Genomic DNA, 21,731 nt, shown 5'->3' with positions numbered 1-21,731 from the left:
CGCTCCCTCAACCCCGCAAGATCAACCCGCTCAACGCCCACGGTCCTCGCAACTCCCACAGATCGCGGGTGTTGCGAGGACCGTTAGAACCCAAGATCATCTGCGGGGGAGCCGGGCCTTCTTGTGTTTGCGGACGGCCACACAGTCGGGAGGTCTCCGCTGGGGTCCTGGCACAGCGCACCCCCCCCGACCCCGCTCCCCTCGCACCACCGAGACCCTGGCCGAGGCCAGCTGATGAACTCCCGGACGCACCTCGCCATAGACGGCTACGTCGACGCGATCCCGGCCGCCGGCGTCCGCTGGGGCACCGCCACGTTCGACCTGATCCACTCCCCCGCCGACGTGGACCGGGTCGCGCCCGACGACCCGGACACCGCGTACGCCTGTACCACCGAAGACCCGCGCCTGGCCGACGTGCTGGTGCGCGAGATACAGCCCGGCGACCTCCTGCGCGTCACCGGTACCCTCACTCAGCCCGACGTCCCCGAGGCCCCGGCCCACCTCACCGTCGACGGCCTGGAGGTCCTGGAGGCCGCGCCAGCCGCCGTGCTGTTCGACCTGGTGCTGGAGCGCTGGGGCAACTACGTGTCCGTGTTCGACGCGGACCGCGACGCCGTGCCGGTGTTCACCGTGTCCGGCGCGTGGGTCGGCGAGTCCGCCAGTCCCGACGCGATCGGCGACCTGATCGACGCAGCGCACCGCGATGACGACCACTGTTCCGCGCAGCGCACCGTCCTGGAGCGATTCCCCGCCGGCCACCCCCGCGGCTCCTGGCCCGCCGACGAATACGCCGCCGCCCAGCGCGCCCAGGGCCGCGATGCCTGTCGTGATGGACCTCGGCAGCGACCAGTTCCTCGTAGTCACCGACACCACAACCTGGCTTCGTCGGTGGAGACCGCCTTGGCAGCCTGACCACCACACCAAAGGTGTCCGTCAAAGCGGAACAAGCTCACCCGATGAGGTCGCCTGGCATGGCTGGCTGACCGAGTCGGAGCTTCACTCGGCCCTGGTGGAGTGGCACTTCACTCCCGACAGCCACGAAGCCTTCAGCCGGTATCTCGCCTCAGGCGGGGCCGCGCTCACCCGAGCCCTGGCCGACCCGAGCGTCGCCGCACGCATGCACCGGGCGATCATCGCCGAGCCCGGCCCCACGGACGGTCCCACCGCACACATCACCGGGCACAAGGGCCGAAAATCCGCGCGCGGCCTCGCGCCGGCCATGACCGGACCGCGATCGACGCACGTCCCCCGGTACGCCGTGGCATTCGGCCTCATGCGACTCGGACTCCTCAGCCCCGCCACCGGATTGATCGGACAGGCCGAAGGCGCCGACGCCTTCACCGCCGCAGACCTTGGCAGTGACACCGCATCCGCCTACTGCGCACGCGACGCGCACCACATCCCCGTCGAGGACACAGCACAGAACTTCTCCTTCAGCCCCGCCGCCAGCCTCCGCGTCCAGCAGACAGTCAAGGACTCGCCCTCCATCGCACCGCATCTGCGGCAGTCCCGGACCCCCGCGATGCTGATGATCGCCGAGTGCTCCTCCCAGGTCCGTCAATGGGCGACCGCCATCCTTGCCAATGACCCCGCCGTCCAGCGCACGCAGTTCATGCCAGGAGTCGGACACCACATGTGGAACGGCCTGGACGACAACAACGACCGAGCCGCCGCCGTCATCACCGCGTTCCTTCAGGACAAGCCAGCGCCCTTGCCGAACTACCCGACCCGCGACGAGATCCCTACCTTCCTGCGCGATCACAAATGAAGAGGTTGTAGTCCGTCACCGGCAACGGCGGGCGAACCCTCTAAGCCGTCCGGGCCCTGCGCCGGGTGCAGCCAAGGACGACCCCTTAGGACTTGTCCGGCCGATCACGCCCGATCCTCCCGACGACGCTGAACTACAGGTGGACGACATCGACGCATGCATTCCCGTCCCTCCCGCGCCGGGATCATCAAGGGTTTCGCTGGCTGAGGGCGGCGAGCACGTATACGTGCTGGAAACGGTGGGATCCGAGTTCTACCCGGCCGTGGTGCTCGATTCCGACGCCCGCCGGCTGGAGCCGGGTACCGGTGTCGGAGGACTCTGACATCATGCGGCCGTGATCACTGCGGACGACAACCTCCTGACCGGCCTGGACGAAGTGGACTGGGCGAACCTGAACCACGCCTACGGAACGGCCGCCGATGTGCCCGGCCAACTGCGCGCCCTGTGCGGAGTTGACGAGCAGGCACGACAGCAGGCCGTCAGCAGCCTGTTCAATCATCTCGCGCACCAGGGAACCCGCTATCAGGCATCTCCGTACGCCGTGCCGTTCCTTGCCCGGATCGCTCTCGCCGGCCGGGATCCGGCGCGCGAGCACGCGTTGGAGCTCCTGACCGGCCTCGCGGTCAACTGGGACGAGGAGCGCGAGATCATCGACGGGGCCGACATCGCCGCTTGGCGCGCGGAGGCCGCCGAGAACTTCTCCGACAAGCTCCTCCCGCTGTACGAGGAGGCGCTGGCCGCCGAGCAGGGCGAGCAGGACGAGCAGCGACGCCGAAACCTACAAGACAGCCGGGACTGGGTGGCGGCCGGCAATCCGGTCGATGCCCGTGACTCTTCGATGCGTTCGTACAACGCCGTACTTGCCGAACTTCCGGCCCTGTACGGTCTCTTGGAGCATGAGAATCCCCGAGTCCGAACCAGGACTGTCTACCTGCTGACCTGGTTTCCCGAACTGGCAGGCACCTCCCTGCCCCTCCCGCTCGGCCTTGCTGCGCACGAGGACGATGCCGTCGTGAAGGCCACCTCGCTTGTAGCTGTCGGCATCCTCGGCACGACGGCTCTCCCGACCCTCACCGCCAGTCTGGACGCCGAGGACGGCCTCATACGCTGGGCTGCCGCCATTGCCATCGCCCAGACCGCCCGAAGCGCCGCCGCGGAACTCGACGGCCCGCTCCTCGACCGGGCCGTTGCCGAACTCGCTACCGCAGCCGCGGCCCCTGCGCCTGTACCAGCGACCGACTACAGCCTGGGCGACTTCCACGGCCACACCGCCGACGTTCTGCTCGCCCTTCCACCCTCCCCCACCTCACGCGCCGCAGTCGCCGCCTGCCTGCCGTCCGTCAGCACGTCGCAAAGGGCATCCAAGGCGAAAGCGGTTCTGCCAGACCTATTCCCTAGCCCCCTGCCCGACCCCCGCCCCCCGTACACGCACCTCCCCCGCTCCCAGCAGCAGCTTTTGTATGCCCTCGCCGACCTCTTTGAAGGATGGTGGAACACGGAGGGGGACTTGGGCGAGAGCCTCGCCACTTACGGACTTCCGGCCACGCACGCAGGCTTGCGTGCGTACATCGGGCTTCCCACGGTCGACCACGGGTGCTGGCCGCCGAGAATCTGAGCGCGCATCGACTCCTTCGGCGCCCGCTGGCAGGACGCTCCCCCGCCCCGCCACCGCGCAGCCGCCTCAGCATCAACCTGACCGACTCGCTGCTGAACCTGCCGGACGCCCCGGTCCTCGCCGACGCCGACGTCGTCGCCCGCAGGACCGGCCGCGACGCGGGCGTACGCGACTACGTCCTCAACACCCCGGGCGCGGCCCGCATCATCACCGACGCCGTGCACGAACTCACCGCGCTGCGGTCGCCGCGCGCGGCCGTCCGGCCCAGCTCCTGGTGAACTGCTGGTACGGCCCACGCCGAGTCGTTGACCGGTCTACGGAAGGACACGCCATGCGGGAGCGCATCCCCCGCACCACGATTGAGTACAAGGCGGTCTACCCTGCCGAGACATCGAGGCCCACCGGGCGTTCATCGCCCGCCGCAGGGCCACCCGACCCAGCGAGGAGTACCGGACTCCGACCGAGGAAGAGTGGGATGCCTTCCCCGCACACTTCGAGAAGCGGAAGGTGTCCATCGGCACGTGCGCACGCGCCTTCGGGGCCCCATGCATTCATGAGCACGCTTGTGTCAGGTACTCGCTCCTCCGGCCTGACCTGACCCAACGGGCGCGGCTCGCCGAGATCCGCGACAACTTGATCGCCCGAATCGCCGAGACGGAAGGCTGGCTCGGCGAGGTCGAGGGGGGTCTCCAGGTCAGCCCTGGCTGGCGCCGAGGAGAAGCTCTGCCAACTCGATCGGGGCCACGGGCAGCATACGGCCGTGGACCTTGGCGTCACCACCATGCGTGGTGATCGATGAACCTACGAAGGTGGGGTGCCGCATGGTCCTCAACCAAGATCGAGAATAGGTTTAAAGAAGCGTGCATCAAACGCCCTTCAGAACACGATCAAGTGCCGCCCGGCCTGCAGGTCCCCAGTTCGGCTTGCCGCCGGCAAGGCCCCGATCTCCGTTCTGCCCCATGAGCATCAGGAAGAGGCTCTTCATAGCGGCCAGCCCGCGGGCGCGCCGGATCGCCGCCTCGTCTGCATGCGCGTACGTGTCGAAGAACCGTGAGGCCGTGCCCGCGGGCAGCAGCACCCATGCGGCGGCGAGGTCCCACGCCGGATCGCCGGCGAACATGTCACCGAAGTCGACGATGCCCGAGAGCGTTCCGTCCGAGACGACGACGTTCGCGGGATGGAGGTCGCCGTGCACCCACACCGGCGGGCCCTCCCACGCGTGGGCCGCAACGGCGTCGTCCCAGACGGCCCGGACGTCGGCAGCGATGTCGTCGGGGGCAACGGCCTGGAAGAAGTTCTCGAAGCCGTCCGTGCAGTTCCTGGGATGGGCACCGCGGTCCGTAGAGATCGGCGCCTCGGCGGGCGCCTCCACATGGAGCGCCTGGAGGAAGCCCGCCAGCGTGTCGGCCGCGTGGTCGCCGCGGCCGATCGAGCCGTGGTCCAGGGGCTCGCCGGGAACCCACGTCATCACGGTCCAGTGCTTGGGGAAGCGCTCGGACGGTTCGCCGAGCCGCACCGGGGTCGGCACCGGGAGCGGCAGGCGCGGGGCGAGCACGGGTAGCCACCGCCGCTCGTTGAGCTGGAGCTCCGGGGTGGGGTCCATGCGCTGCATGCGCACGGCCAGCTCGTCCCCGAGGCGCCACATCTGGTTGCCCCAGCCGCCCGCCACCTCCCGGATGGCCAGCCCCGCAAGATCTGGATGTTGCTCCTGCAGCAGGTCGCGGACCAGGTCTGCGGTGATCACGATCTCGGTGTCGGTCATACGAAGCCACAGTACTGAGGCGGCAGGCGAAGCCGCTCTTGCTCTCCGGAACATCTCGCTGTGATCCCTCTGGCATCACCGATTCGATTTCAGAAAGCTGCAGATCAGAGGCTCTGGCATGGCACGGCCCCAAAGTTCAGAGAAGCCGGCATCCGCTGCCCTGCCCTCCAGATCGACCCCCGCCAACGGGGCCGTCTCATCGAGCATCCAGAACCTCCGCGAACGCATCTGCGGAGCCCGCGGCAACGGCTGGCTCGGAGAATTCGAGGGGTTTCAGGTCAGCTTCGACGCCGCCACCGCCAGGCTCAACAGCCTCAGCCGGGCGCCCGCCGACGGCCGACCACAGCTGGTCGACCTCGGTTTGCCCGTCTTCACCGACTCCGCTTCACCACCCCAGACGGATTCGAGCCTCAAGGCCGTTCGGGCTTGTGGGCAAAAAAGGTAGCGAAAGCCCTCTCAGCCCCTTCGGTGGGTTCCTCCACCAGACGGGCGGTGAGGATGAGCCCGGCCTGCTTCAGGAGTTCGGCAATCCGATCAGGCGGTAGCAGGTAGGACTCGTAAGACACCGAATGACCGCCGTATGCCTGTGTGGGACGTAGATGCTGGCCGGCCCCTACGTGGCCGGCCAGCATCAAACAGCCGCCAGGCGCGAGAGCGCGGTGGAACTCGCCGAACACCACCGGCAGCAACGTCGGTGGTGTGTGGTGGGTGGAGTAGTACGCGAGGATGCCTCCGAGGTTGTCGTCCTCGATCGGGAGCGAAGTCATCGAGCCGACGCTGAAACGCAGATCTGGGTGGGCACTACGGGCCAGCTCGACCATGGCGGGCGATAGGTCTATGCCGAACGCAGGCACTTGCCGCTCGGCAAGGTAGGCCGTGACTTTGCCGGGCCCGCATCCCAGGTCGGCGACGGGCCCGAGGCCGGCCGTTCGCACCACCTCTGCGAACACGTTCAACATCCCTCGTGACAGCGGATCCAACTCCGCCGGAGGCTTGACCTGTTCGAAGTAGTCAGAGGCGACAGTGTCGTACGACTCCCGGACGGCGGCGAGGTAGGAGAGATCAGGCATGCGGGCGACTCTAGTGAGGGCCCGCAGCCCACGTGATCACTTTCTAGTCCGGAAAGGAGTCAGCGGCCTCACTGAAATCTTTGCCCGACCACTTCGCGAACGCGGACACGAGGTCGAGCACCTTCACGTCCATCTGCCGCGCGTGCTTAAGGCGCCCGCTGGCAACCGCCCCACCCACTCCGAGCAGGAGACCGCCCGGTGATCCGGCGTCGCATGTTCCGCCGCCGCGGCACCATGCCTGGCGTCGCTCTCTCCCCCCAAGGTCCAGGCCGCCGTCGACGCGTCCCGCGCGACGCTCGCCGCCGTGCGCTCCCCGGAGCCCTGGACGCCCGGCTGCGCCCAGGACGTCGCCGTGCGGGTCGACCCGTTCATCGAACGCGCGCACCCCCGCCCCGGCGACGACCACGGCACCGACCAGATCGACGTCCCCCTGGTCCACCCCGGCGCCCGCGGGTACGTCCTCACGCAAGCGGGTGAGTTCTTCCTTCTTGTTTGCGATGGTCTGCTTCAGCTCGACGATCTCGATCGTCCGTCCCGCCCAGGATCGGGTCCGGCCTTCGGCACCTTGACCCGGTCGATGACCGACAGGTTCCCCCCGAACTCCGCCAGCAGAAGCACCGCGAGGGACACCGCTTCGGACCGGGGCAGAAACAGCCGCCGCCAGGTCTGCACCGTCGAGGTGCCGCCCAGCGCCCGACGCCACTTCGCCGGAATGTACTCCCGGCCGCGGGGGTCGACCGCCCGGGGCACGTCCCCGGTGCGGGCCATGAAGTCCAGGGCCTCACCCAGCACCCACCCTTCGCTGCCCGGATCGGTCAGGCCCTACTGCCACTGGTGCAGCACGCCGGCGTTCTCCTCGATCCGCAGCCAGGCCGCCCGGAATTCCTGCTGCGCCGCACGGACGATGTGATCGAACGTCATCGCGTCGTAGGACTGGACGCTGCCGCGCAGGGCAGACACCCGACGGGCGAGGACCTCTGCCGCAGGCCCGCTGTGCAAGCGGCTGTCGCCGCGCAGCAGTTTGTTGACGGCCCGCACCTGCTGACGGCCACCGGCGGTGGCTGTCTTCGCCAGACGCCACCGGCGCAGCAGCCTGGCCGACATCTCATCGAGGCCACCCGGGCAGTCCGGCTGCTCGGACAGATACGCCGCGAACCTGGCGACCTCCCGCCACAGGGCCCGAGACGTGGCATGAGCCGACCACCGACCCCTTCGGCACTCGCAGATGAACAGCACCGTCAACGACCGCTGCAGCGGCTCAGTTACCGGTAGCGGGGCGAAATCGTACGTCGCGATCCGCCCCTCATGGTTGCGGTGCTCCACCAGCAGCCCGTCCGGCACGACAGGTTCGGGGAAGGCCGCGTCGTCTTGAGGAAGGACAGCTCGCCGGCCCCGCCTGCTCACGATCGCTCCCCCACCGGCGTCAGCGCCGTCTCGATGTCCTGAATGCCACCCGCCGTACGAGCCACCTGTGTGAAACAGGTCATCACGCCAGCCCCTCTCCCTGCCCCACAGGAGCGTCAGCAGCAGAGCGATGCCCGTCGCGTAGTTGAGCCTGGTCGATGCCGCGTGCGAACGGAGAGCTCTCGACTGGACGTACCGGGTCAGCAACGGATCCACTCGACAATCTGGCGACGAGAAGGCGGGATCCCCTGGCCGGATCCCCGACTCCGCCTCACGTTTCGCCAAGTGCTCGAACCAGGTCTGCCATCCGTCCGGCCCCGGCGGCGGCCGCCCAACTTCCGAACCCCCGACCACGGCGAACCTGCGACTTGGGCGCTCTGACGCCTGCCATTCAGCACAGAGAAGGCCCGTACTTCCCACGAGCTCGTGGGAAGTACGGGCCTTCTCTGTGTTCTGCGCAAGCTGACACGCGTCTGAGTACGCAGTGACCGCTGTTGGACGACAGCGCAGGGGAGCACTTTCAAAACCCGGTTTTGAAGTGCTGCCCGGCGGCCGCTCAGGCAGGGAAGCCGACCGCGGCTTCAAAACCCGGTTTTGAACCGGCATGCCGAGATGCCCTTCGCTGAGTCGCTCGTGGCATCCTGTTTCGGTCCGCTAGTACCGACCCAACCGGGCCGGGAAGCATACGGAGCATCAGGAGTACCACTCATGGCACGAATCACCGCGCTCATCAACCGCAAAGGTGGAGTCGGCAAGTCGACTATCACCGTGAACACGGCGGCCATCACCGCTCACGTGCTGGGCCAAGCCCCCGAAGGCGACCCCCACTACGTCGCAGCCGTCTCCGCCGACCCTCAAGGCTCCACCACTTGGTGGTCAGAACGAGTCGGTGAGGATCTGCCCTTCTCGTTCCAGCAGATCAACTCCAGAGACGATCTTGAACTGTTCTCTCACCTGAAGAAGTCCCGCAAGGTCAGGCACGCCTTCATCGACACCCCCGGCTGGATGGACCTTCCTGAGGACGAGAAGGAAGAGGCCGGCGACCCCTTCGGTAAGAGCACTGCTGCCGACGCCATGCGCGCCGTCCTCTCCAACGCCGACGACATCATCATCCCCGTCGAACCCGAGCCCCTCGGCTTCATGCCCACTCGCGACACCATCGAAGAGGTCGTCAAGCCGCTCGACATCCCCTACCTGGTCGTCATCAACAACTGGGACCCCCGCGACGGGGAGGCCGACCTTGAACAGACCAAGGACTTCGTCCGAGCCCAGGGATGGAAGCTGGCGAACACGGTCATCCGGCACTACAAGGTCCATACCCGAGCAGCCCTCGAAGGCACCGTCGTCACTCAGTACAAGAAGAACCGCGTAGCAATGGAAGCTCGCGAGGACTTCTACCAGCTCGCACTAGAGCTTGGCGCAGGTAAGAAGGACCGTCGCTGATGGCCGCCAAGAAGCCCTGGGCCGAACTCCTCGACGGTCCCGGCAAGACCGCGAAGAAGGGCACGGGTCCCGCAGAGCAGCCCGCCAACTCCGAAGCACCGCCGACCACCGTGTACATGCACACGATTACGGGTAACCCGGACAACCCGCGCACCGAGGCCGACTACACCGACGACGATGCCGACTTCCGCGAGCTCAAGGAGTCGATGAAGTCCGTCGGCCAGCTCCAGCCGGCCGTCGCCATGTCGCGCGAAGTGTTCCTGCGGATCAAGCCCGAGCACGGCGCTCGCCTGGGCGACGCCCAGTGGGTCGTCATCCTCGGCAACCGGCGCTTCCATGCGGCCAAGCAGCTTGGCTGGACGAAGTTCGAGATCCGGGTGCGAGACCGTCTTGGTAAGGAGGACGACGACAAGGTCGACGAAGCCGTCGTCATCGAGAACATCCACCGTAAGAACATCCCGCCCTACAAGGAGGCGGAGTTCCTGCAGCGGATGGTCGAGCGGCATGGCTCCCAGGAGAAGGTCGCGGAGCGCATCGGGAAGTCGCAGATGTACGTCTCCAACCGCCTGGCCCTGCTCAACCTGGCACCCGAACTCCGAGACGCTGTCGACACCAAGCAGATCAAGGTGAAGACGGCGGAGAAGCTTGCCAAGATCCAGGACCCCGAGCAGCAGAAGGCGATCGCGGCCGAAGAGATCCGCAAGGCCCAGGAGCCGAAGGCCCCACGCACGCGCAGGGCCGCCCCGCCGGCTCCGCCAGTTCAAAACCCGGTTTTGAACCCGGCCGCCGCCCCTGGCACGACCAGCGGGGGAGCCGTAGCCACCGAGGTATCCAACGTGGACAGCACCGCCATCGTAGTTCCGGAGCCGCGACCTACGGCGATCCCCGAAGCCGACATGACTGCTGCCACACCGTGGCATGACGGCGCCGCCCTCATGAATGCGGCTTTCGACAAGCTGGACCCCGTCCAGCGAAGCGCGTTCATCCTGCGCTACTTCCGCCGCAGCCGCGGAGTCGAGGCCGTCATTGCAGACATGCGCGGCGACCTCGCCACGCAGGACCGCGCCTCGCTCGCGGCCATCCTCCAGCAGGTCGCCGCAGGCCTCCTCCGAGACGAATAGCCAGAAAGCAACAAGCCCCTGCCCTTCAGCACGATGGGCAGGGGCTTCGTCGCATCCAGAACCGTCGCCCGCAGAGGATTCAGGCGTCAGCCCGCAGCCAGCCGGGGATCGTCCGCCTGCTGACACCCGACAGCGCCTGAAGCCGGGTCGGTCCCAGCCCGTCCTCGTGAGCCTGCCGCATAAGGGCGCGCACTCTGTCGTCCACGAACGCGAGCTCGCACTGCTTCACATACCGCTGGACGCCGGCCAAGGCCAGCTTTTCCCCAGCACTCAGCGACGGAGCAGGATTTGCCTCCTCCTACTCGTAGAACTGGTTCAACAGCTCACGCCATCGGTATGGCTCGGGAGGAGAGACTTTCACCTTCCGAGCACGCTCGGTCGCCTCGAGGAGTTCCTCGGCTGGCACAGCCTCAGCACGAAGGGTCTGCGGGTCAGTGACGTCCTTCCAAGCAACCGGGAGCTCCCCAGGCACTGGCCTGCCCTCGCCATCGATGCCCTTGAAGCAGTGGGCGCACATCCTGCGTAACCGCTCCGTGCCGAGAACAGGCGGTACACAGAGCTCCTCCGGGTACCGGCACAACACCGGAATCGAGTACGCCAACGAGTAGGCAGCGTGCACGGCGCGGAAACCACAAGAATCACCGTTCACGTGCGGCGTCACCCGCAGCAGAGGAGATGACCACCTGGAAACCGCCTCCGCAGCACGATCACGACTCGTGAACAGGCTGTACTCCTGCCACCGCAAAGCTGCGATGAGCTGACCAGCAGGGGCCGCGTCCGGCCACTCCTCCACCAGTGCTTTCCCACACAGTCCGGCGACCTCTCTCGTGCTCGAAGGGAAGCGCTTCCCGCTTCCATGCCTCACCAACTCCGCAGACGGGCCGGATGTCACTCCCTTGTGGTCCACGAGCGAAGCCGCCCCACCGCTCTCCCAAGCGGCGGACACAGCTGCCAAGTTCGACCTCACCGGATGCTGGTGGTGGCCTCAGTGCTGGATCGGACCGCTGACCGGGACGGGAGCGACGTGGCCGGTTGCCGGGAGGGTCTGCGCCAAGGCGAGGCCGATGTCGACCAGCGATGACCGGCGCAGGCCAGCGACGTCGGGGATCGCAGTCCAGACCGACTCAGCGGTTTCGCCGTTCGGCTCAGGCCGGAGTTGGCCGCCGGTGATGCGGACCTGGTAGAAGATGCCGACATTCTGGTGCTCGGGTCCGCCGGGGATGGTGCGTTCGGCTGCGGGGATCACCCTTGAGCCCACGCCCAGCAGGCGTTCGACCACTGCGTCGCAGCCAGTCTCCTCAGCAACCTCCCGGATCACCGCGTCGAACGGATCCTCTGCGTGTTCAACCCTGCCGCCCGGAAGGGTCCAGGTGGATTCGCCCTTGGGTGATACGTAACGAGCGAGCAGCACCCGCCCGTCCTCGATACACACGGCGTACGCCGCCAGCCGGAAGCTCATCCCCGCACCTCCCCACAAGACGCTACTCCAATACCAACGTCCGAACCCGTCTGGTCATCACCACTGCCCACCACGAACACATCGCGGACAAGGGGGTGGTGTGCACGCTGCTCCTGCGGATGACCGTCCCGGCCTGGGACAGCGAAGGAGACGAGACGATGACGGCCAATCACCCTCGCACCGAACCCCTGGCCCTGCGGAACCGCAAGCGGATCGCTGCGATGGTGCGGCGCATCTCGGGCCTACCAGTCCGCCGCGTTGGAAACTGGCGTGCTCGGGGCGTTCCGGGCTGCCGGCTGCCCCTGGCAGCCTGCTCAGGACCGGCCCCCCGAATGGGAGCTGGCTTGCTCGATGATTCTGGGCAAGCTCGGTATGCGACCGCCCTGGCCTTCCGGACCCGATTCGGCTGCTGAGTGGCAGCTGGCGCAGGACGTGCGTGTCCTGCGGTCGGCAGAGTTGATGGTCATCTCACCCTCCGCTCTTGCCGCTGTGATGGCGGCGGCCGCCACGTTCGAGCCCGGCGACATCACCACGCTCTCCCGGGACCGGGACGTCGTGACACCGCCGGCCTGCTCGTGCTGCCCGAGCCCGTGGTGTGTGTGAACCGCACCGGCTCACGGTCCGACACCCTCGCCTACGGGTGGCAGTTCACGACGCAGTACCAATTACTGCCTACCGCTCAGTACGCAGGCGTCCGCATCAGCACGTTCATGGACCGTGACGGCCCGGTCCAGCCCGACGACCGGCGTGCCGCAGTGGCGCAGGCCCGTGCTTCCGGCCATCCTCTGCCCCGGCTGGTGCCCGACGGCATGTACGGGATGCGCGGCAACCACGCCATCACCACACCGAGCGAGGCCTCAACAGTGCTGCTGACGGTAAAGCACAAGGAGCTCCAGGCCGCCCTCACGCAAGCATCCGCCTGGCGCGCTGAGCCGGTCGCCGACATCGGCGAGTGGGCCGACGGCCGCGTAGAGGACCCGGAGGAGGACTTCGCCTGCCGCTACATGTTCGCGTTCTGGCGCCTCGTCGCCCAAGGCGTCACCACCACGACTTCCACGGCCAGCGCGCCCGTCGGTCCCCGAGCAACAGGGCACCCGCACGATTCCGCAATCAGGGTGGTGTGCCTGGCCCAGTAGGTCCCGGCGCAGCGCATCGCGGAGACGGGGCAGGAGAAGCAGGTGCGGACGTATCACCATCGGTGGCCTGTGCGCATGCACAAGGTGCGTCAGTGGTACCCGTCCGCGTAGGAGCACCGTCTTATTTGGCGCGGTCTCTACATCAAGGGACCAGCCGACGCGCCCCTCATGCTGGGGGAGAAGGTCTACGTAGCCGATCGCCGCTGAGGTTGTCAGACTGACGCCACGTCGTAAGTAAAGCCCCACCAGACAGCTCCACAGAAGTTGCGCCAGCACCCGGAGCTCGTGGAATAAACCACAACGCCATGACACACCCCCAGAGTGCATCCGCTGAGGAGCCCATCGAACGACATGGCTGTCAGGCAGGCGGGCTCGCTGCCCATGCGCTGGAGCGTGGTTTGGCGCAGGTGAGCGAGTACGCCGACAGGCTTACGCCGGGATGACGTTCGCCGTGAAGCGGATGGTGCTGCGGGCGATCCCCGACGCCGCAGTTGATGGGGGAGTCACCCGCCCAGTCCCGCACTGCGGAGAGGAACACGCACCCCACTTCGTGCAGCGCAATACAATTCCTTGGATTCATTCGGTGTTGCACGCGCTGCCCAGGCGCATGAGGCTCGACCGGTCTGGAGTGGTTGTGCAGCTTAGGATCGTTCCTGACGAAGAATCGGAGCTTCCCTCCGGATCAGTCCCCTGTCACCCACGCCGATGACGGGGGCGGACGGCACTGTGGGTAACGCTGTAGCCGTAGAAGGCCGGCCCACCGGGAATCACGCTGCGGGCGGATGGCCTGCGCCAGACGTATGCACGAGGCATCACCGCCCTGAATTTCGTGATGGCCAGCTCGTACGGGTGGGAGCCGTGCTGCCGGTGAAGATGGAACAGGTCCATCGGTCCATGTCCGTAACACCGCTGCAGGCCCGGCCGGAGTATCCCAGCCGGGCGGTGTGCCGCTGTTGCCCGTACGGTCGGGCGTGGGTGCCCTGACAGGACGGTGCTCTTGGTTGGCCCTGCGGTCACTTCGCACGTTCCGCAGGGCCAACCCATTTGTCAGGTCAGAGCATCCAGGCGTGACCGCCGGCCAGCTTGGTAATGATGGCGGCCGCGAGTGCGGTGAGGATCTTCCACGGGACTTTGTTGAGGATGACGTGGAACCCGCGGGCCCTGAACTCTGCGTCAGGCTGCGGCTCTTCTTCCTTCTTCGCGGACCGGTGGCGGGCTGTCGTGCGATTGTTGGTAGGCGCGAATGGATCTCGCAGTGTCCGCGCCAGGAAGCAGCCGTCCAGAGGCGCGGCCGTCTCGAGGAGTTCGCGACTCGCCTTCCGTAGACGCCATCGTGGTGCGGTATCGGGTGCGCGGTGGGAGCCCACTCGGTGCGCGCCATCCGGTGGGGGAGTGCAGTGCATCGTGCACGACTCATCGCGCGAAGCTGCGCACCGGTGCGCAGCTTCGCGCCGCGGCCTGCCGTGTCCGGTGCGCGTGGCGTGCGCATCGGCCGCCGGACGCCAGCTTTTCGAACCGCGCGTGTGACAGACCCTGGCACAGAAGGCCGCGAAGGCGGCACGCGGGCAGCAGCCGAAGAAACGGCCTGGCAAGGCGCAGCGCCAGGCGATCAAGCGGGCGCAGGCAGCGAAGAAGAAGGCTCGCGGCGGGAAGTCGGCCGCGAGGAAGACAGCGACGCTGCCACGCGGGTCGGCGCGGGCCGCCCACCCGGGCCCAGCCTGCTTCAAGGACTATGGCAAGGGCGAGGTCATCACGAAGGGGTGACCGACGGCCGGGGACACCCTGGCTGCGCGCCCCCGGCAGCTGTCGGCAGCCGAGCGGGAGTTCGCCAGGATCAAGGCCCGGATCGAGAGCGGTGAGACGTTCCGCGGCCAGAAGCCCTCGGACTGGGGCGCGGAGCCTCGCCGTTCGGCACCCTGCCCGCCCGCTGAACTCCGGCCGGGCAGGGCCTGTTCGGTGCCCCAGGTACTGGGATCGCCGAAGGCGACGTCGCCGCCGTGCTTGGGTGGCCGGCCGCCCTTGGGGTCGTAGGCCCGTGCCGGCCTCGCCCGACGCATCACGCGGTCGGACCGGAGCCGGCCGAGGATCTCGACCGGAAGCCCTGCCAGGAGGTGGGCGATGCGCGGGGCATCGTATCCGGCGTCAAGTACCACCAGGACCTCCGGGTCACCCGGCTTCCACTGGCCGGCGGCGACGAGCCGCTCGACGACGTCGCTGATCTGCACCGTGGTCACCGCGGCGACGTCGGCGCCGGGCTCCAGACGGACCGCGTCCAGCACCGCCGTCCAGGAGGTGCGGCCAGTTTCCAGCGCGGCCACGCCACAGCCACCTGGGCGGATCAGCCGCCGCCCAGGGCGATGAGGAACCGGGTCTCCGCGTCGTCCCGCCCCGCACACATCCTGGGTACGGCAATGAGGGCGGCCAGGGCCCGGCACCAATCCAGCACACGGTGAGGAGACAGGTCAGCAACCAGCGCCGCCAGTTCCTCGATCCTCTGCTCCAGCATGGGCCCCCTCAACACCCTGCGCGCCCACACCCGACCCGAGGACTGCACACCCGGCCCCACGTTCCCCGTCGCGCGGATCACCGCCGACGCCGACCTCGTGGTCACGCAGCCTGAAGTACAAACAGCACTGCCCTCTAACCGGCTGCTTCCCGTGCACGGCCTGCCCCGGACGTGGCCAGTCGGTGTATCCGGCGGCTTCTGGGAGCGGGCACCGTCGTCAAGTGAGCCGGCGGCGGATGTGCACGGTCTCCTTGAGTCCCTGGCTCGGTCCCTCGACAAAAGTGCAGCTCAGAGGCATTTTCTCTCTCTGGGTAGGGGACTCAAGGGACTGAAGGGACTGAAAATCCCAGTTCCGATCATCACGGGTGCGCATGCATGCGCACCCGTGGGACAGAGGTCTTTCTATCGTGAGCAGTTCATAACTGCGACTTACAGTCCCTTCGGTCCCTCGGTCGAGCCTCAAATGCCCTGTGACCTGCACATTTAAGGGAGGGACTGAACGGGGACCAAGATGCGTCTCAAGCCTTCAGTCCCTCTCCGCCCCGCCAAAAGACGCCAGGCCCCGACACGCCCGGCGTGCCGACTTGATCAGCTGCTTTGCCCAAGAAGCAGGCACTCCAACTCCCCAGGTAGCGAAGGGACTGAAGGGACTCAAGTCGGGAAGCGGCCGCAGCCGCGCCCAGACCGCTGATGTAGGCTCTGACCTCATTGGAAAACTCAGTCCCTTCGGTCCCTCACCCGGCGGTAGTATCGCTGTGACCTGGTCTTTTACCTCAGGGACTGAACAGGTTGTTAGCCCCTCGGCAAGGACGATCAGCGTGCCGCGTCAAAGTGAGACCAGCGTTCCCCGCTCTGCGGGACCCGCGAGTCCCTACAACGTCGCCCGCTGGTGCGCCGGAAACGGCTGGCCAGTGCACCCGCTGGCCCCGGGCCGCAAGACCCCGGCCGCCAACTGCCAGGCGTGCCGAGACGAGCCTCACCGCCCTCAGGACTGTCCCTGCCATTCAGCAGGCCGGTGGTGCCACGGCTTTCACGCAGCGACTACGAACCTTTCTCTCCTGGACGCCTGGTGGGGGAGTCACCCCACGCTCGGGGTCGGGGTCTCCTGTGGTCCGGCAGACCTCGTCGTCCTCGACATCGACGCTCACAGCGCCGAAGTCCCCGACCGGAACCGGCTCCTGCCCGGCATCCCGATCCACGAGAGCGTCAACCTGGCAGGCCTTGCCTCTGGGTTCGACACCCTCGCTCTGCTGGCCGCGCTCCGCAGCCAGCAAAGCCCAGCAGACGACGACTCCACCCTGCGCGTGCGAACTCCGTCAGGCGGATTGCACGTCTGGTACAGGACCCCTCCTGAAGGCCCACGCTACCGCTCTTCGGTGGGTTCCAGCCCGAAGGTCGCCCTCGCCTGGCAAGTCGATGTCCGGTCCACTGGCGGCTACATCGTGACCCCCGCTACCCGCACCTCCGCCGGCACATACAGCCCGGTCGGCGCAGCCCGGCTCCCCGCAATCCTGCCCGACTGGCTTGCCACCGAACTCCAGCGCACAGGCCACCCGGTCAACAACGGAACCACCCCGGTTCCGCCACCCCGCCCCGTCTCCCCGCGCCCAGCCCGTCAACGCGCCAACCGGCTCCTGGAACCGCTACTCGACCAGGTGAAAGAATGCGCCGCCGCCACTCAGGGCACCGCCTTCACCGAGAAACTCAACCGCGCCGCCTACACCGCCGGTGGTCTGATCGCCTCCGGCCACCTCACCGACAGCCAAGCACGCGACCTGCTGACCGCGGCCGCCGACGCTGCACGTCCACATCGCAGCCGCCACAGCCTCGCCGTCATCACCTCTGCCCTGTCCGCCGGCGCAAGCCGGCCGCTCCATTTCAAAGGACGCCCATGAGCAGCGCCGACAGCCCGCGCTTCGACGCCACTGCCGCAGCGCAGCAGATGCTCGATCTCGAAGTCCACGCGGCACACCCGAGCCTGCCCGCCCAACAGAGAACCGCCACGGTTGTCCACGAGCCACCACCGCAGTCGGGCCAGCTTCCAGGACTGCTCACCGACCGTGGCAACGCCAAGCTGTTCGCGGTGATGTTCGGCGACCAGTTCCGCCACGTCGAAGGCCTCGGCTGGTACCACTGGGACCAGTACCGCTGGAAGCGGACCGGAGGCGAGAAAGCCGCAGTATGGGCGGCCGGTGATCTGGCCGAGCAGATGCCCGCCACCGACCCGACCGGCCAGTTCACCGACCGCGACCTCGCTTCCCACCGCCGACGCTCCATGTCGACCCCCGGTATCAAGGCCATGCTCACCCAGGCCAAAGCCTCCCCGGCACTCGCTCTGGACCCCGACGTCCTGGACGGCGACCCCTACGCCCTGTGCACCCCGGCCGGAGTCGTCGACCTCCACACCGGCCACCTCCACAAGCCTGACCCCGAAGCCGACATGCACTCCCGGGCCACCAGCGTCGCCCCCGAGACGATGCCCACCCCCCGCTGGCACCGCTTCCTCCACGACACCTTCGGCGACGACGCCAAGGGCGAGGAGACCATCCACTTCCTTCACCTGCTCCTCGGCTACTCCGTCACCGGCGACGTCGGTGCCCAGGTCCTGCCCTTCCTCTACGGCACCGGCGCCAACGGCAAGTCTGTCCTGCTCGATGTCATGACCCAGATCCTCGGCGACTACGCCCAGGCCGCCCCGCCCGGCTTTCTCATGGAGAAGGGCAAATTCTCCGAACACTCCACCGAACTCACCGAACTCCACGGCCGGCGCATCGTCGTGTGCTCCGAACTGAAGCCCAACGACAAGTTCGACGAATCCCGGGTCAAACTCCTGACCGGCGGCGACCGCATCATGGCCCGCCGCATGCGCCAGGACTTCTTCAGCTTCAACCCCACCCACAAACTCTGGCTGCTCGGCAACCACCGCCCCGAAGTCGGCACCGGCGGCCACGCCTTCTGGCGCCGGATCCGCCTGATCCCCTTCGAACGCGTCGTCCCCGCCGCCCGCAAGATCGACAACCTGGCCAAGGAACTCGTCCAGAGCGAAGGCCCCGGCATCCTGCAATGGCTCATCGAAGGCGCCCAGCTCTACCTCGAGACCCGCGACCCTCTCGCCGGACCCGCAACCGTACGCACCGCCACCGAGGCCTACGCCACCACCGAAGACCACATCGGCCGCTTCCTCACCGAATGCTGCACCACCGACAACAGCGACCGCGCTTCCGAACGCGCCCCGGGCGACCTCCGCGTTGAACAAGGCCTGCTGTACGCCACCTACAGCAGCTGGTGCAGCGCCGGCGAAGGCATCCGCCCCGCCACCGCCCGCGCCTTCGCCACCCGCGTACGCCAGGAACTCTCCCTCGCCTCACCCGCCGACATGATGAAGTCCAGCGGCAAGAAGTACTACCCCGGCCTCGGACTTCTCACCGACGACGAAGCCCAGGCCGGCCATGCCTGACCGGAGCGCCCGACACACACCCGCCAACCCCGCCTACCATGAACACGGTGCCCCCATCAGGGATCGTGCTCACCACATCCACCTCGGCCCGCAACCGGCCGTCGACAACGAAAAGGGGCTGCAGCCATGAGCTCGCTGCTGAACGAGAGCGATCTCCGCCACGAGACCGCCGTGGTGTGGCTGGAGAACCCTGACGACCTTGACTACGTACGCCAAGCCCTCGACAAGACCGCCCGCCGCCGCGGCAAGCCCCGCTACGAACGCGACGGCCGCATGGTCGGCTACACCGAACTCGACGCCCACGCCGAAGCCGACCCCGACAGCGGCCTCCAGCTCCGCCGCGTCTTCTTCCTCCTCCCGCACGACCGCGACGCCAGCCCCGACGGGCCCTACCACGAAGGCGCCCCGGGCGAAGCCGTCGATCCCCGCACCATCGAACCCAAGCGCGTGGGCGACAAAACCCCCCGCTCCCAACGCGGCCCCGCCGCAGCGATAACAGCCCCCAGCACCTGAGCCTTAGGTCCCGTCTGATGAACGGCTGCGCCCGGGGCGTGGATGCGGCGTGGCATGCCCGCCCTCGGGCTCACCGCCGAGCAGACGGTGACGGAACCACAGGCGGAGCTGCTATTCGGCGAGGGCCTGCACTCAGACGCCGACCGCATCGAGCGCCCCGTGGACGACGGTGCCGACCCGGAGACGGCACGGCTGGCCGCTGTCCTCGGGAAGCCGATGTGTGGTGCCGTTGATGAACGGCGAACCCATCGGCATGTAGCTGAACGTGGTGCCTGGACCGTGTCCTCCATGGCCATTGGCCGTTCTGAGGTGAGAGAGCAGGCGGTCGCGAACACTGGGGTGCAGATGACGTCCACTTCCCCTCATGGAGAGTTGATTCGTGTCGGTGTCGTAGGTCTGAGCGCGAGCGGCGGGTGGGCGGCCGGCGCCCATGTGCCGGCGCTGGCCGGGCTCGACGGATACGAGTTGCGGGCGCTGAGCGCCGGCACCGTCGAATCGGCGCGTGCGGCCGGCGAGAAGTATGCGGTGCCGCTGACCTTCGCCAGTGCAGAGGAGCTGGCCCTCAGTGAGGAGGTCGACCTCGTGGCGGTGACGGTGAAGGTTCCGCATCACCTGGAGCTCATCCGACCCGCGCTGGAAGCAGGGAAGATGGTGTTCAGCGAGTGGCCGCTCGGTGCCGATCTCGCGCAGGCTGAGGAACTGGCTGACCTCGCGCATCGCAGGGGTGTGCTCACGGCTGTCGGCCTGCAGGCCCGGTCGGCTCCGCCGCTTCGGTATCTGCGGGACCTGGTCGCCGACGGCTACGTAGGGCGGGTGCTGTCGACCAGCATGCTCGGGTCGGGCTGGATCGGGGGTGCCACTTACGACGACAACTATGCGTACATTCTGGACGTCAGGAGCGGCGCCACGCTGCTTTCGATCCCCTTCGGGCACTCGGTCGACGCGCTGACCATGGTGCTCGGGGAGTTCCGCGAGGTGTCAGCTCTCATCGAGAACCTGCGCCCTGAGGTCACGAACGTCACGAGCGGGGCGGTCGCGGCCAAGAGCGCCGAGGACCAGATCGCCGTCACGGGTGTGCTGGAGTCGGGGGCCGTGGCTGCGATGCACTTCCGCGGTGGTACGTCCCGCGCCACCGCGTTTCATTGGGAGATCAACGGCACGGAGGGTGATCTCGTCGTCAAGGCCGACCAGGCTCTGTGGTTCCAGGGACGGCTGCGCCTGTACGGCGCCCGGGGAGAAGAAGGTGCCTTGGCCGAACTTCCGGTTCCCGCCCGCTATGAGCGCTCGCTGACACAATGGACGGAGCGAGGTGCCGAGCCCGCCTACAACGTCGCCCACGAGTACGCGCTCCTGCGCGACCAGATCAACGGGAATCTTGCACCGGACGAGGTCGGCGTTCCCGACTTCCGGCACGCCGTCCGGCGGCACGCCATGCTGGAGCAGGTCCGAGAGGCGGCGCGCGCGGGCCGGAAGATCACACTCGCAGGGCAAGGGTCGTAGGCATCGAGGAGAGTCCGGTCGGGAACTCGACCGTTTCGCCCTTGGCGAGGATGCGGTAGGCCGTGACGACTGAAGGGCGCTTCTGCCTGAGGTGATGACGAGCTTTTGTGTGAGCTGCGGGGAACTGGGCCCCGGGGAAGAAAGGAGGACCTATGGCCGCTCTGGGTGACAGCCTCGGGGAACACCGATTAGCGGGAAGCGGTGAGACCAGGCAGGTCAGCGGTCCCTCAGAACGCCGTCACAGAAAGCACCGTTTGTGGGCGCTGTCACGTTGTTGGGTGTGTGAGTGCCTGACGGTGTGTCGGGTGTGGTGGGGCCGGGTTCCGGCTCCGTGCTCAGGCCGCGGCGGGCAGGTCGGCGACGCCGGTGAGCTGGTCCCAGATGGCGAAGCGGGTGGTCATCTCGGTGCGGTCTTCGGGGGCGGTCATCAGGTGGCGGCGTGGTCGGAAGCGGGGTGAGATGCCGCTGAACGCGGACAGGAACTGCTGGGCTCCGCCGACGCTACGGAAGCCTTTCATGGCGCGTTCGCGCTGCCGGGTGGGCTGGTGGCTGTTCTCTGCCCGGTTGTTGAGGCCCTTGTGGGAGCGGTGCTCGACGGAGGGCATGATCTCGCGGTGGGCCGCGCCGTGGGAGCGGAGCTTGTCGGTGACGATCACCCTCGGCACCGAGCAGGTTCTCTTGAGCAGTTTGCGGAAGAAGCGCCGGGCCGCGGCCTTGTCCCGGCGGGACCGGACCCGAACTTCGCACACCAGCGGCGGACCGTCTCGTGGGAGACGACCACGCCGCGCTTGAGCATCAGCTCCTCGACCTCGCGGAACGACAGCGGGAAGCGGTGGTACAGCCACACACAGTGGGCAATGACCTCGACCGGGTACCGGTGCCCCTTGTACGACGGCGATGCGCTGTCCAGGGACGACCCCTCCCAGCATGACCAACCAGAAGATCATCCCACCCGGTCAGTCAACGTGACAGTGCCC

21 protein-coding genes and 2 pseudogenes are annotated in these 21,731 nt (G+C 67.6%); 12 read left to right on the top strand and 11 right to left on the bottom strand.

Features of this window, described 5'->3' with window-relative positions; translation table 11 throughout:
* The first annotated feature begins 234 nt into the window (after nt 1-234).
* The 5 genes from ACIOHC_RS43070 to ACIOHC_RS43050 all read left to right on the top strand — a co-directional run bounded on the left by ACIOHC_RS43070 (nt 235) and on the right by ACIOHC_RS43050 (nt 3,661).
* Nucleotides 235-912: a hypothetical protein gene (locus tag ACIOHC_RS43070; protein WP_401846878.1), complete on the top strand. Its 678-nt coding sequence runs from the start codon at nt 235-237 to the stop codon at nt 910-912.
* A 97-nt stretch (nt 913-1,009) separates the two neighbouring features.
* Nucleotides 1,010-1,768: a hypothetical protein gene (locus ACIOHC_RS43065; protein WP_401846875.1), complete on the top strand. Its 759-nt coding sequence runs from the start codon at nt 1,010-1,012 to the stop codon at nt 1,766-1,768.
* Nucleotides 1,769-1,907: 139 nt separating this feature from the next.
* Nucleotides 1,908-2,090 carry a hypothetical protein gene (locus ACIOHC_RS43060; RefSeq protein ID WP_351085585.1) on the top strand — a complete coding sequence of 61 codons (183 nt, stop codon included), beginning with the start codon at nt 1,908-1,910 and terminating at the stop codon, nt 2,088-2,090.
* A 12-nt stretch (nt 2,091-2,102) separates the two neighbouring features.
* Nucleotides 2,103-3,383, top strand: coding sequence for a HEAT repeat domain-containing protein (locus tag ACIOHC_RS43055; RefSeq protein ID WP_401846874.1), 1,281 nt, complete (start codon nt 2,103-2,105; stop codon nt 3,381-3,383).
* Nucleotides 3,362-3,661: a hypothetical protein gene (locus ACIOHC_RS43050; protein WP_365694621.1), complete on the top strand. Its 300-nt coding sequence runs from the start codon at nt 3,362-3,364 to the stop codon at nt 3,659-3,661. Before ACIOHC_RS43055 ends, ACIOHC_RS43050 begins: the two co-directional genes overlap by 22 nt.
* Before the next feature lie 587 nt (nt 3,662-4,248).
* Here ACIOHC_RS43050 and ACIOHC_RS43045 read toward each other — a convergent pair.
* The 5 genes from ACIOHC_RS43045 to ACIOHC_RS43025 all read right to left on the bottom strand — a co-directional run bounded on the left by ACIOHC_RS43045 (nt 4,249) and on the right by ACIOHC_RS43025 (nt 7,619).
* Nucleotides 4,249-5,145 carry an aminoglycoside phosphotransferase family protein gene (locus ACIOHC_RS43045; RefSeq protein ID WP_351085580.1) on the bottom strand — a complete coding sequence of 299 codons (897 nt, stop codon included), beginning with the start codon at nt 5,143-5,145 and terminating at the stop codon, nt 4,249-4,251.
* A gap of 410 nt (nt 5,146-5,555) precedes the next feature.
* Nucleotides 5,556-6,215: a class I SAM-dependent methyltransferase gene (locus ACIOHC_RS43040; RefSeq protein WP_401846871.1), complete on the bottom strand. Its 660-nt coding sequence runs from the start codon at nt 6,213-6,215 to the stop codon at nt 5,556-5,558.
* Between the two features lie 43 nt (nt 6,216-6,258).
* Nucleotides 6,259-6,684, bottom strand: a complete 426-nt coding sequence (locus tag ACIOHC_RS43035) for a hypothetical protein (protein WP_401846870.1) — start codon at nt 6,682-6,684, stop codon at nt 6,259-6,261.
* A gap of 38 nt (nt 6,685-6,722) precedes the next feature.
* Nucleotides 6,723-7,007, bottom strand: a complete 285-nt coding sequence (locus ACIOHC_RS43030; protein ID WP_351085575.1) for a hypothetical protein — start codon at nt 7,005-7,007, stop codon at nt 6,723-6,725.
* 30 nt (nt 7,008-7,037) lie between these two features.
* Nucleotides 7,038-7,619 (bottom strand): hypothetical protein, encoded by a 582-nt coding sequence (locus tag ACIOHC_RS43025; RefSeq protein ID WP_365694628.1) that lies wholly within the window; start codon nt 7,617-7,619, stop codon nt 7,038-7,040.
* A gap of 708 nt (nt 7,620-8,327) precedes the next feature.
* On the opposite strand from ACIOHC_RS43025, the gene ACIOHC_RS43020 reads away from it, so the two are divergent.
* Nucleotides 8,328-9,062, top strand: a complete 735-nt coding sequence (locus ACIOHC_RS43020) for a ParA family protein (RefSeq protein ID WP_351085571.1) — start codon at nt 8,328-8,330, stop codon at nt 9,060-9,062.
* The gene (locus ACIOHC_RS43015; RefSeq protein WP_351085569.1) at nt 9,062-10,183 is read left to right on the top strand and encodes a ParB/RepB/Spo0J family partition protein; all 1,122 of its coding nucleotides are present in this window, start codon (nt 9,062-9,064) and stop codon (nt 10,181-10,183) included. The genes ACIOHC_RS43020 and ACIOHC_RS43015 overlap by 1 nt, the downstream gene beginning before the upstream one ends.
* A 298-nt stretch (nt 10,184-10,481) precedes the next feature.
* Here ACIOHC_RS43015 and ACIOHC_RS43010 read toward each other — a convergent pair whose 3' ends face one another.
* Complete coding sequence (locus tag ACIOHC_RS43010) at nt 10,482-11,090, bottom strand: hypothetical protein (protein ID WP_401846867.1); 609 nt, start codon at nt 11,088-11,090, stop codon at nt 10,482-10,484.
* A 78-nt stretch (nt 11,091-11,168) separates the two neighbouring features.
* Entirely contained in the window at nt 11,169-11,642 is a 474-nt protein-coding gene (locus ACIOHC_RS43005; protein ID WP_401846866.1) for an NUDIX hydrolase, read from the bottom strand.
* A gap of 599 nt (nt 11,643-12,241) precedes the next feature.
* Between ACIOHC_RS43005 and ACIOHC_RS43000 the strand changes: the two genes are divergently transcribed.
* Nucleotides 12,242-12,778 carry a hypothetical protein gene (locus ACIOHC_RS43000; protein ID WP_401846864.1) on the top strand — a complete coding sequence of 179 codons (537 nt, stop codon included), beginning with the start codon at nt 12,242-12,244 and terminating at the stop codon, nt 12,776-12,778.
* 1,946 nt (nt 12,779-14,724) lie between these two features.
* Here the strand turns inward: ACIOHC_RS43000 and ACIOHC_RS42995 are convergent.
* Nucleotides 14,725-15,096, bottom strand: a pseudogene (locus ACIOHC_RS42995) (transposase); the annotation flags it as partial.
* A gap of 20 nt (nt 15,097-15,116) precedes the next feature.
* Nucleotides 15,117-15,284 carry a hypothetical protein gene (locus tag ACIOHC_RS42990; protein ID WP_351085567.1) on the bottom strand — a complete coding sequence of 56 codons (168 nt, stop codon included), beginning with the start codon at nt 15,282-15,284 and terminating at the stop codon, nt 15,117-15,119.
* An 818-nt stretch (nt 15,285-16,102) separates the two neighbouring features.
* Between ACIOHC_RS42990 and ACIOHC_RS42985 the strand changes: the two genes are divergently transcribed.
* The 3 genes from ACIOHC_RS42985 (at nt 16,103) to ACIOHC_RS42975 (ending at nt 19,254) form a co-directional block, all read left to right on the top strand.
* Nucleotides 16,103-17,179 (top strand): bifunctional DNA primase/polymerase, encoded by a 1,077-nt coding sequence (locus ACIOHC_RS42985; protein WP_351085565.1) that lies wholly within the window; start codon nt 16,103-16,105, stop codon nt 17,177-17,179.
* Nucleotides 17,176-18,741, top strand: coding sequence for a phage/plasmid primase, P4 family (locus ACIOHC_RS42980; protein WP_351085563.1), 1,566 nt, complete (start codon nt 17,176-17,178; stop codon nt 18,739-18,741). The genes ACIOHC_RS42985 and ACIOHC_RS42980 overlap by 4 nt, the downstream gene beginning before the upstream one ends.
* Before the next feature lie 126 nt (nt 18,742-18,867).
* Entirely contained in the window at nt 18,868-19,254 is a 387-nt protein-coding gene (locus ACIOHC_RS42975) for a DUF6009 family protein (RefSeq protein WP_351085561.1), read from the top strand.
* Between the two features lie 132 nt (nt 19,255-19,386).
* Here ACIOHC_RS42975 and ACIOHC_RS42970 read toward each other — a convergent pair whose 3' ends face one another.
* Nucleotides 19,387-19,509, bottom strand: a complete 123-nt coding sequence (locus tag ACIOHC_RS42970; protein WP_351085559.1) for a hypothetical protein — start codon at nt 19,507-19,509, stop codon at nt 19,387-19,389.
* Between the two features lie 90 nt (nt 19,510-19,599).
* On the opposite strand from ACIOHC_RS42970, the gene ACIOHC_RS42965 reads away from it, so the two are divergent.
* A complete protein-coding gene (locus tag ACIOHC_RS42965; RefSeq protein ID WP_351085557.1) occupies nt 19,600-20,754 on the top strand; it encodes a Gfo/Idh/MocA family oxidoreductase in 1,155 nt (384 codons plus the stop codon).
* A 335-nt stretch (nt 20,755-21,089) separates the two neighbouring features.
* Here the strand turns inward: ACIOHC_RS42965 and ACIOHC_RS42960 are convergent.
* Nucleotides 21,090-21,664 (bottom strand): annotated as a pseudogene (locus ACIOHC_RS42960) (transposase).
* Between the last annotated feature and the right edge of the window lie 67 nt (nt 21,665-21,731).

Source organism: Streptomyces sp. NPDC088252 (assembly GCF_044740965.1).
Classification (GTDB): domain Bacteria; phylum Actinomycetota; class Actinomycetes; order Streptomycetales; family Streptomycetaceae; genus Streptomyces.
The sequence above is the reverse complement of the archived record's forward strand: the minus strand, read 5'-3'. Positions and strand labels throughout refer to the sequence as shown.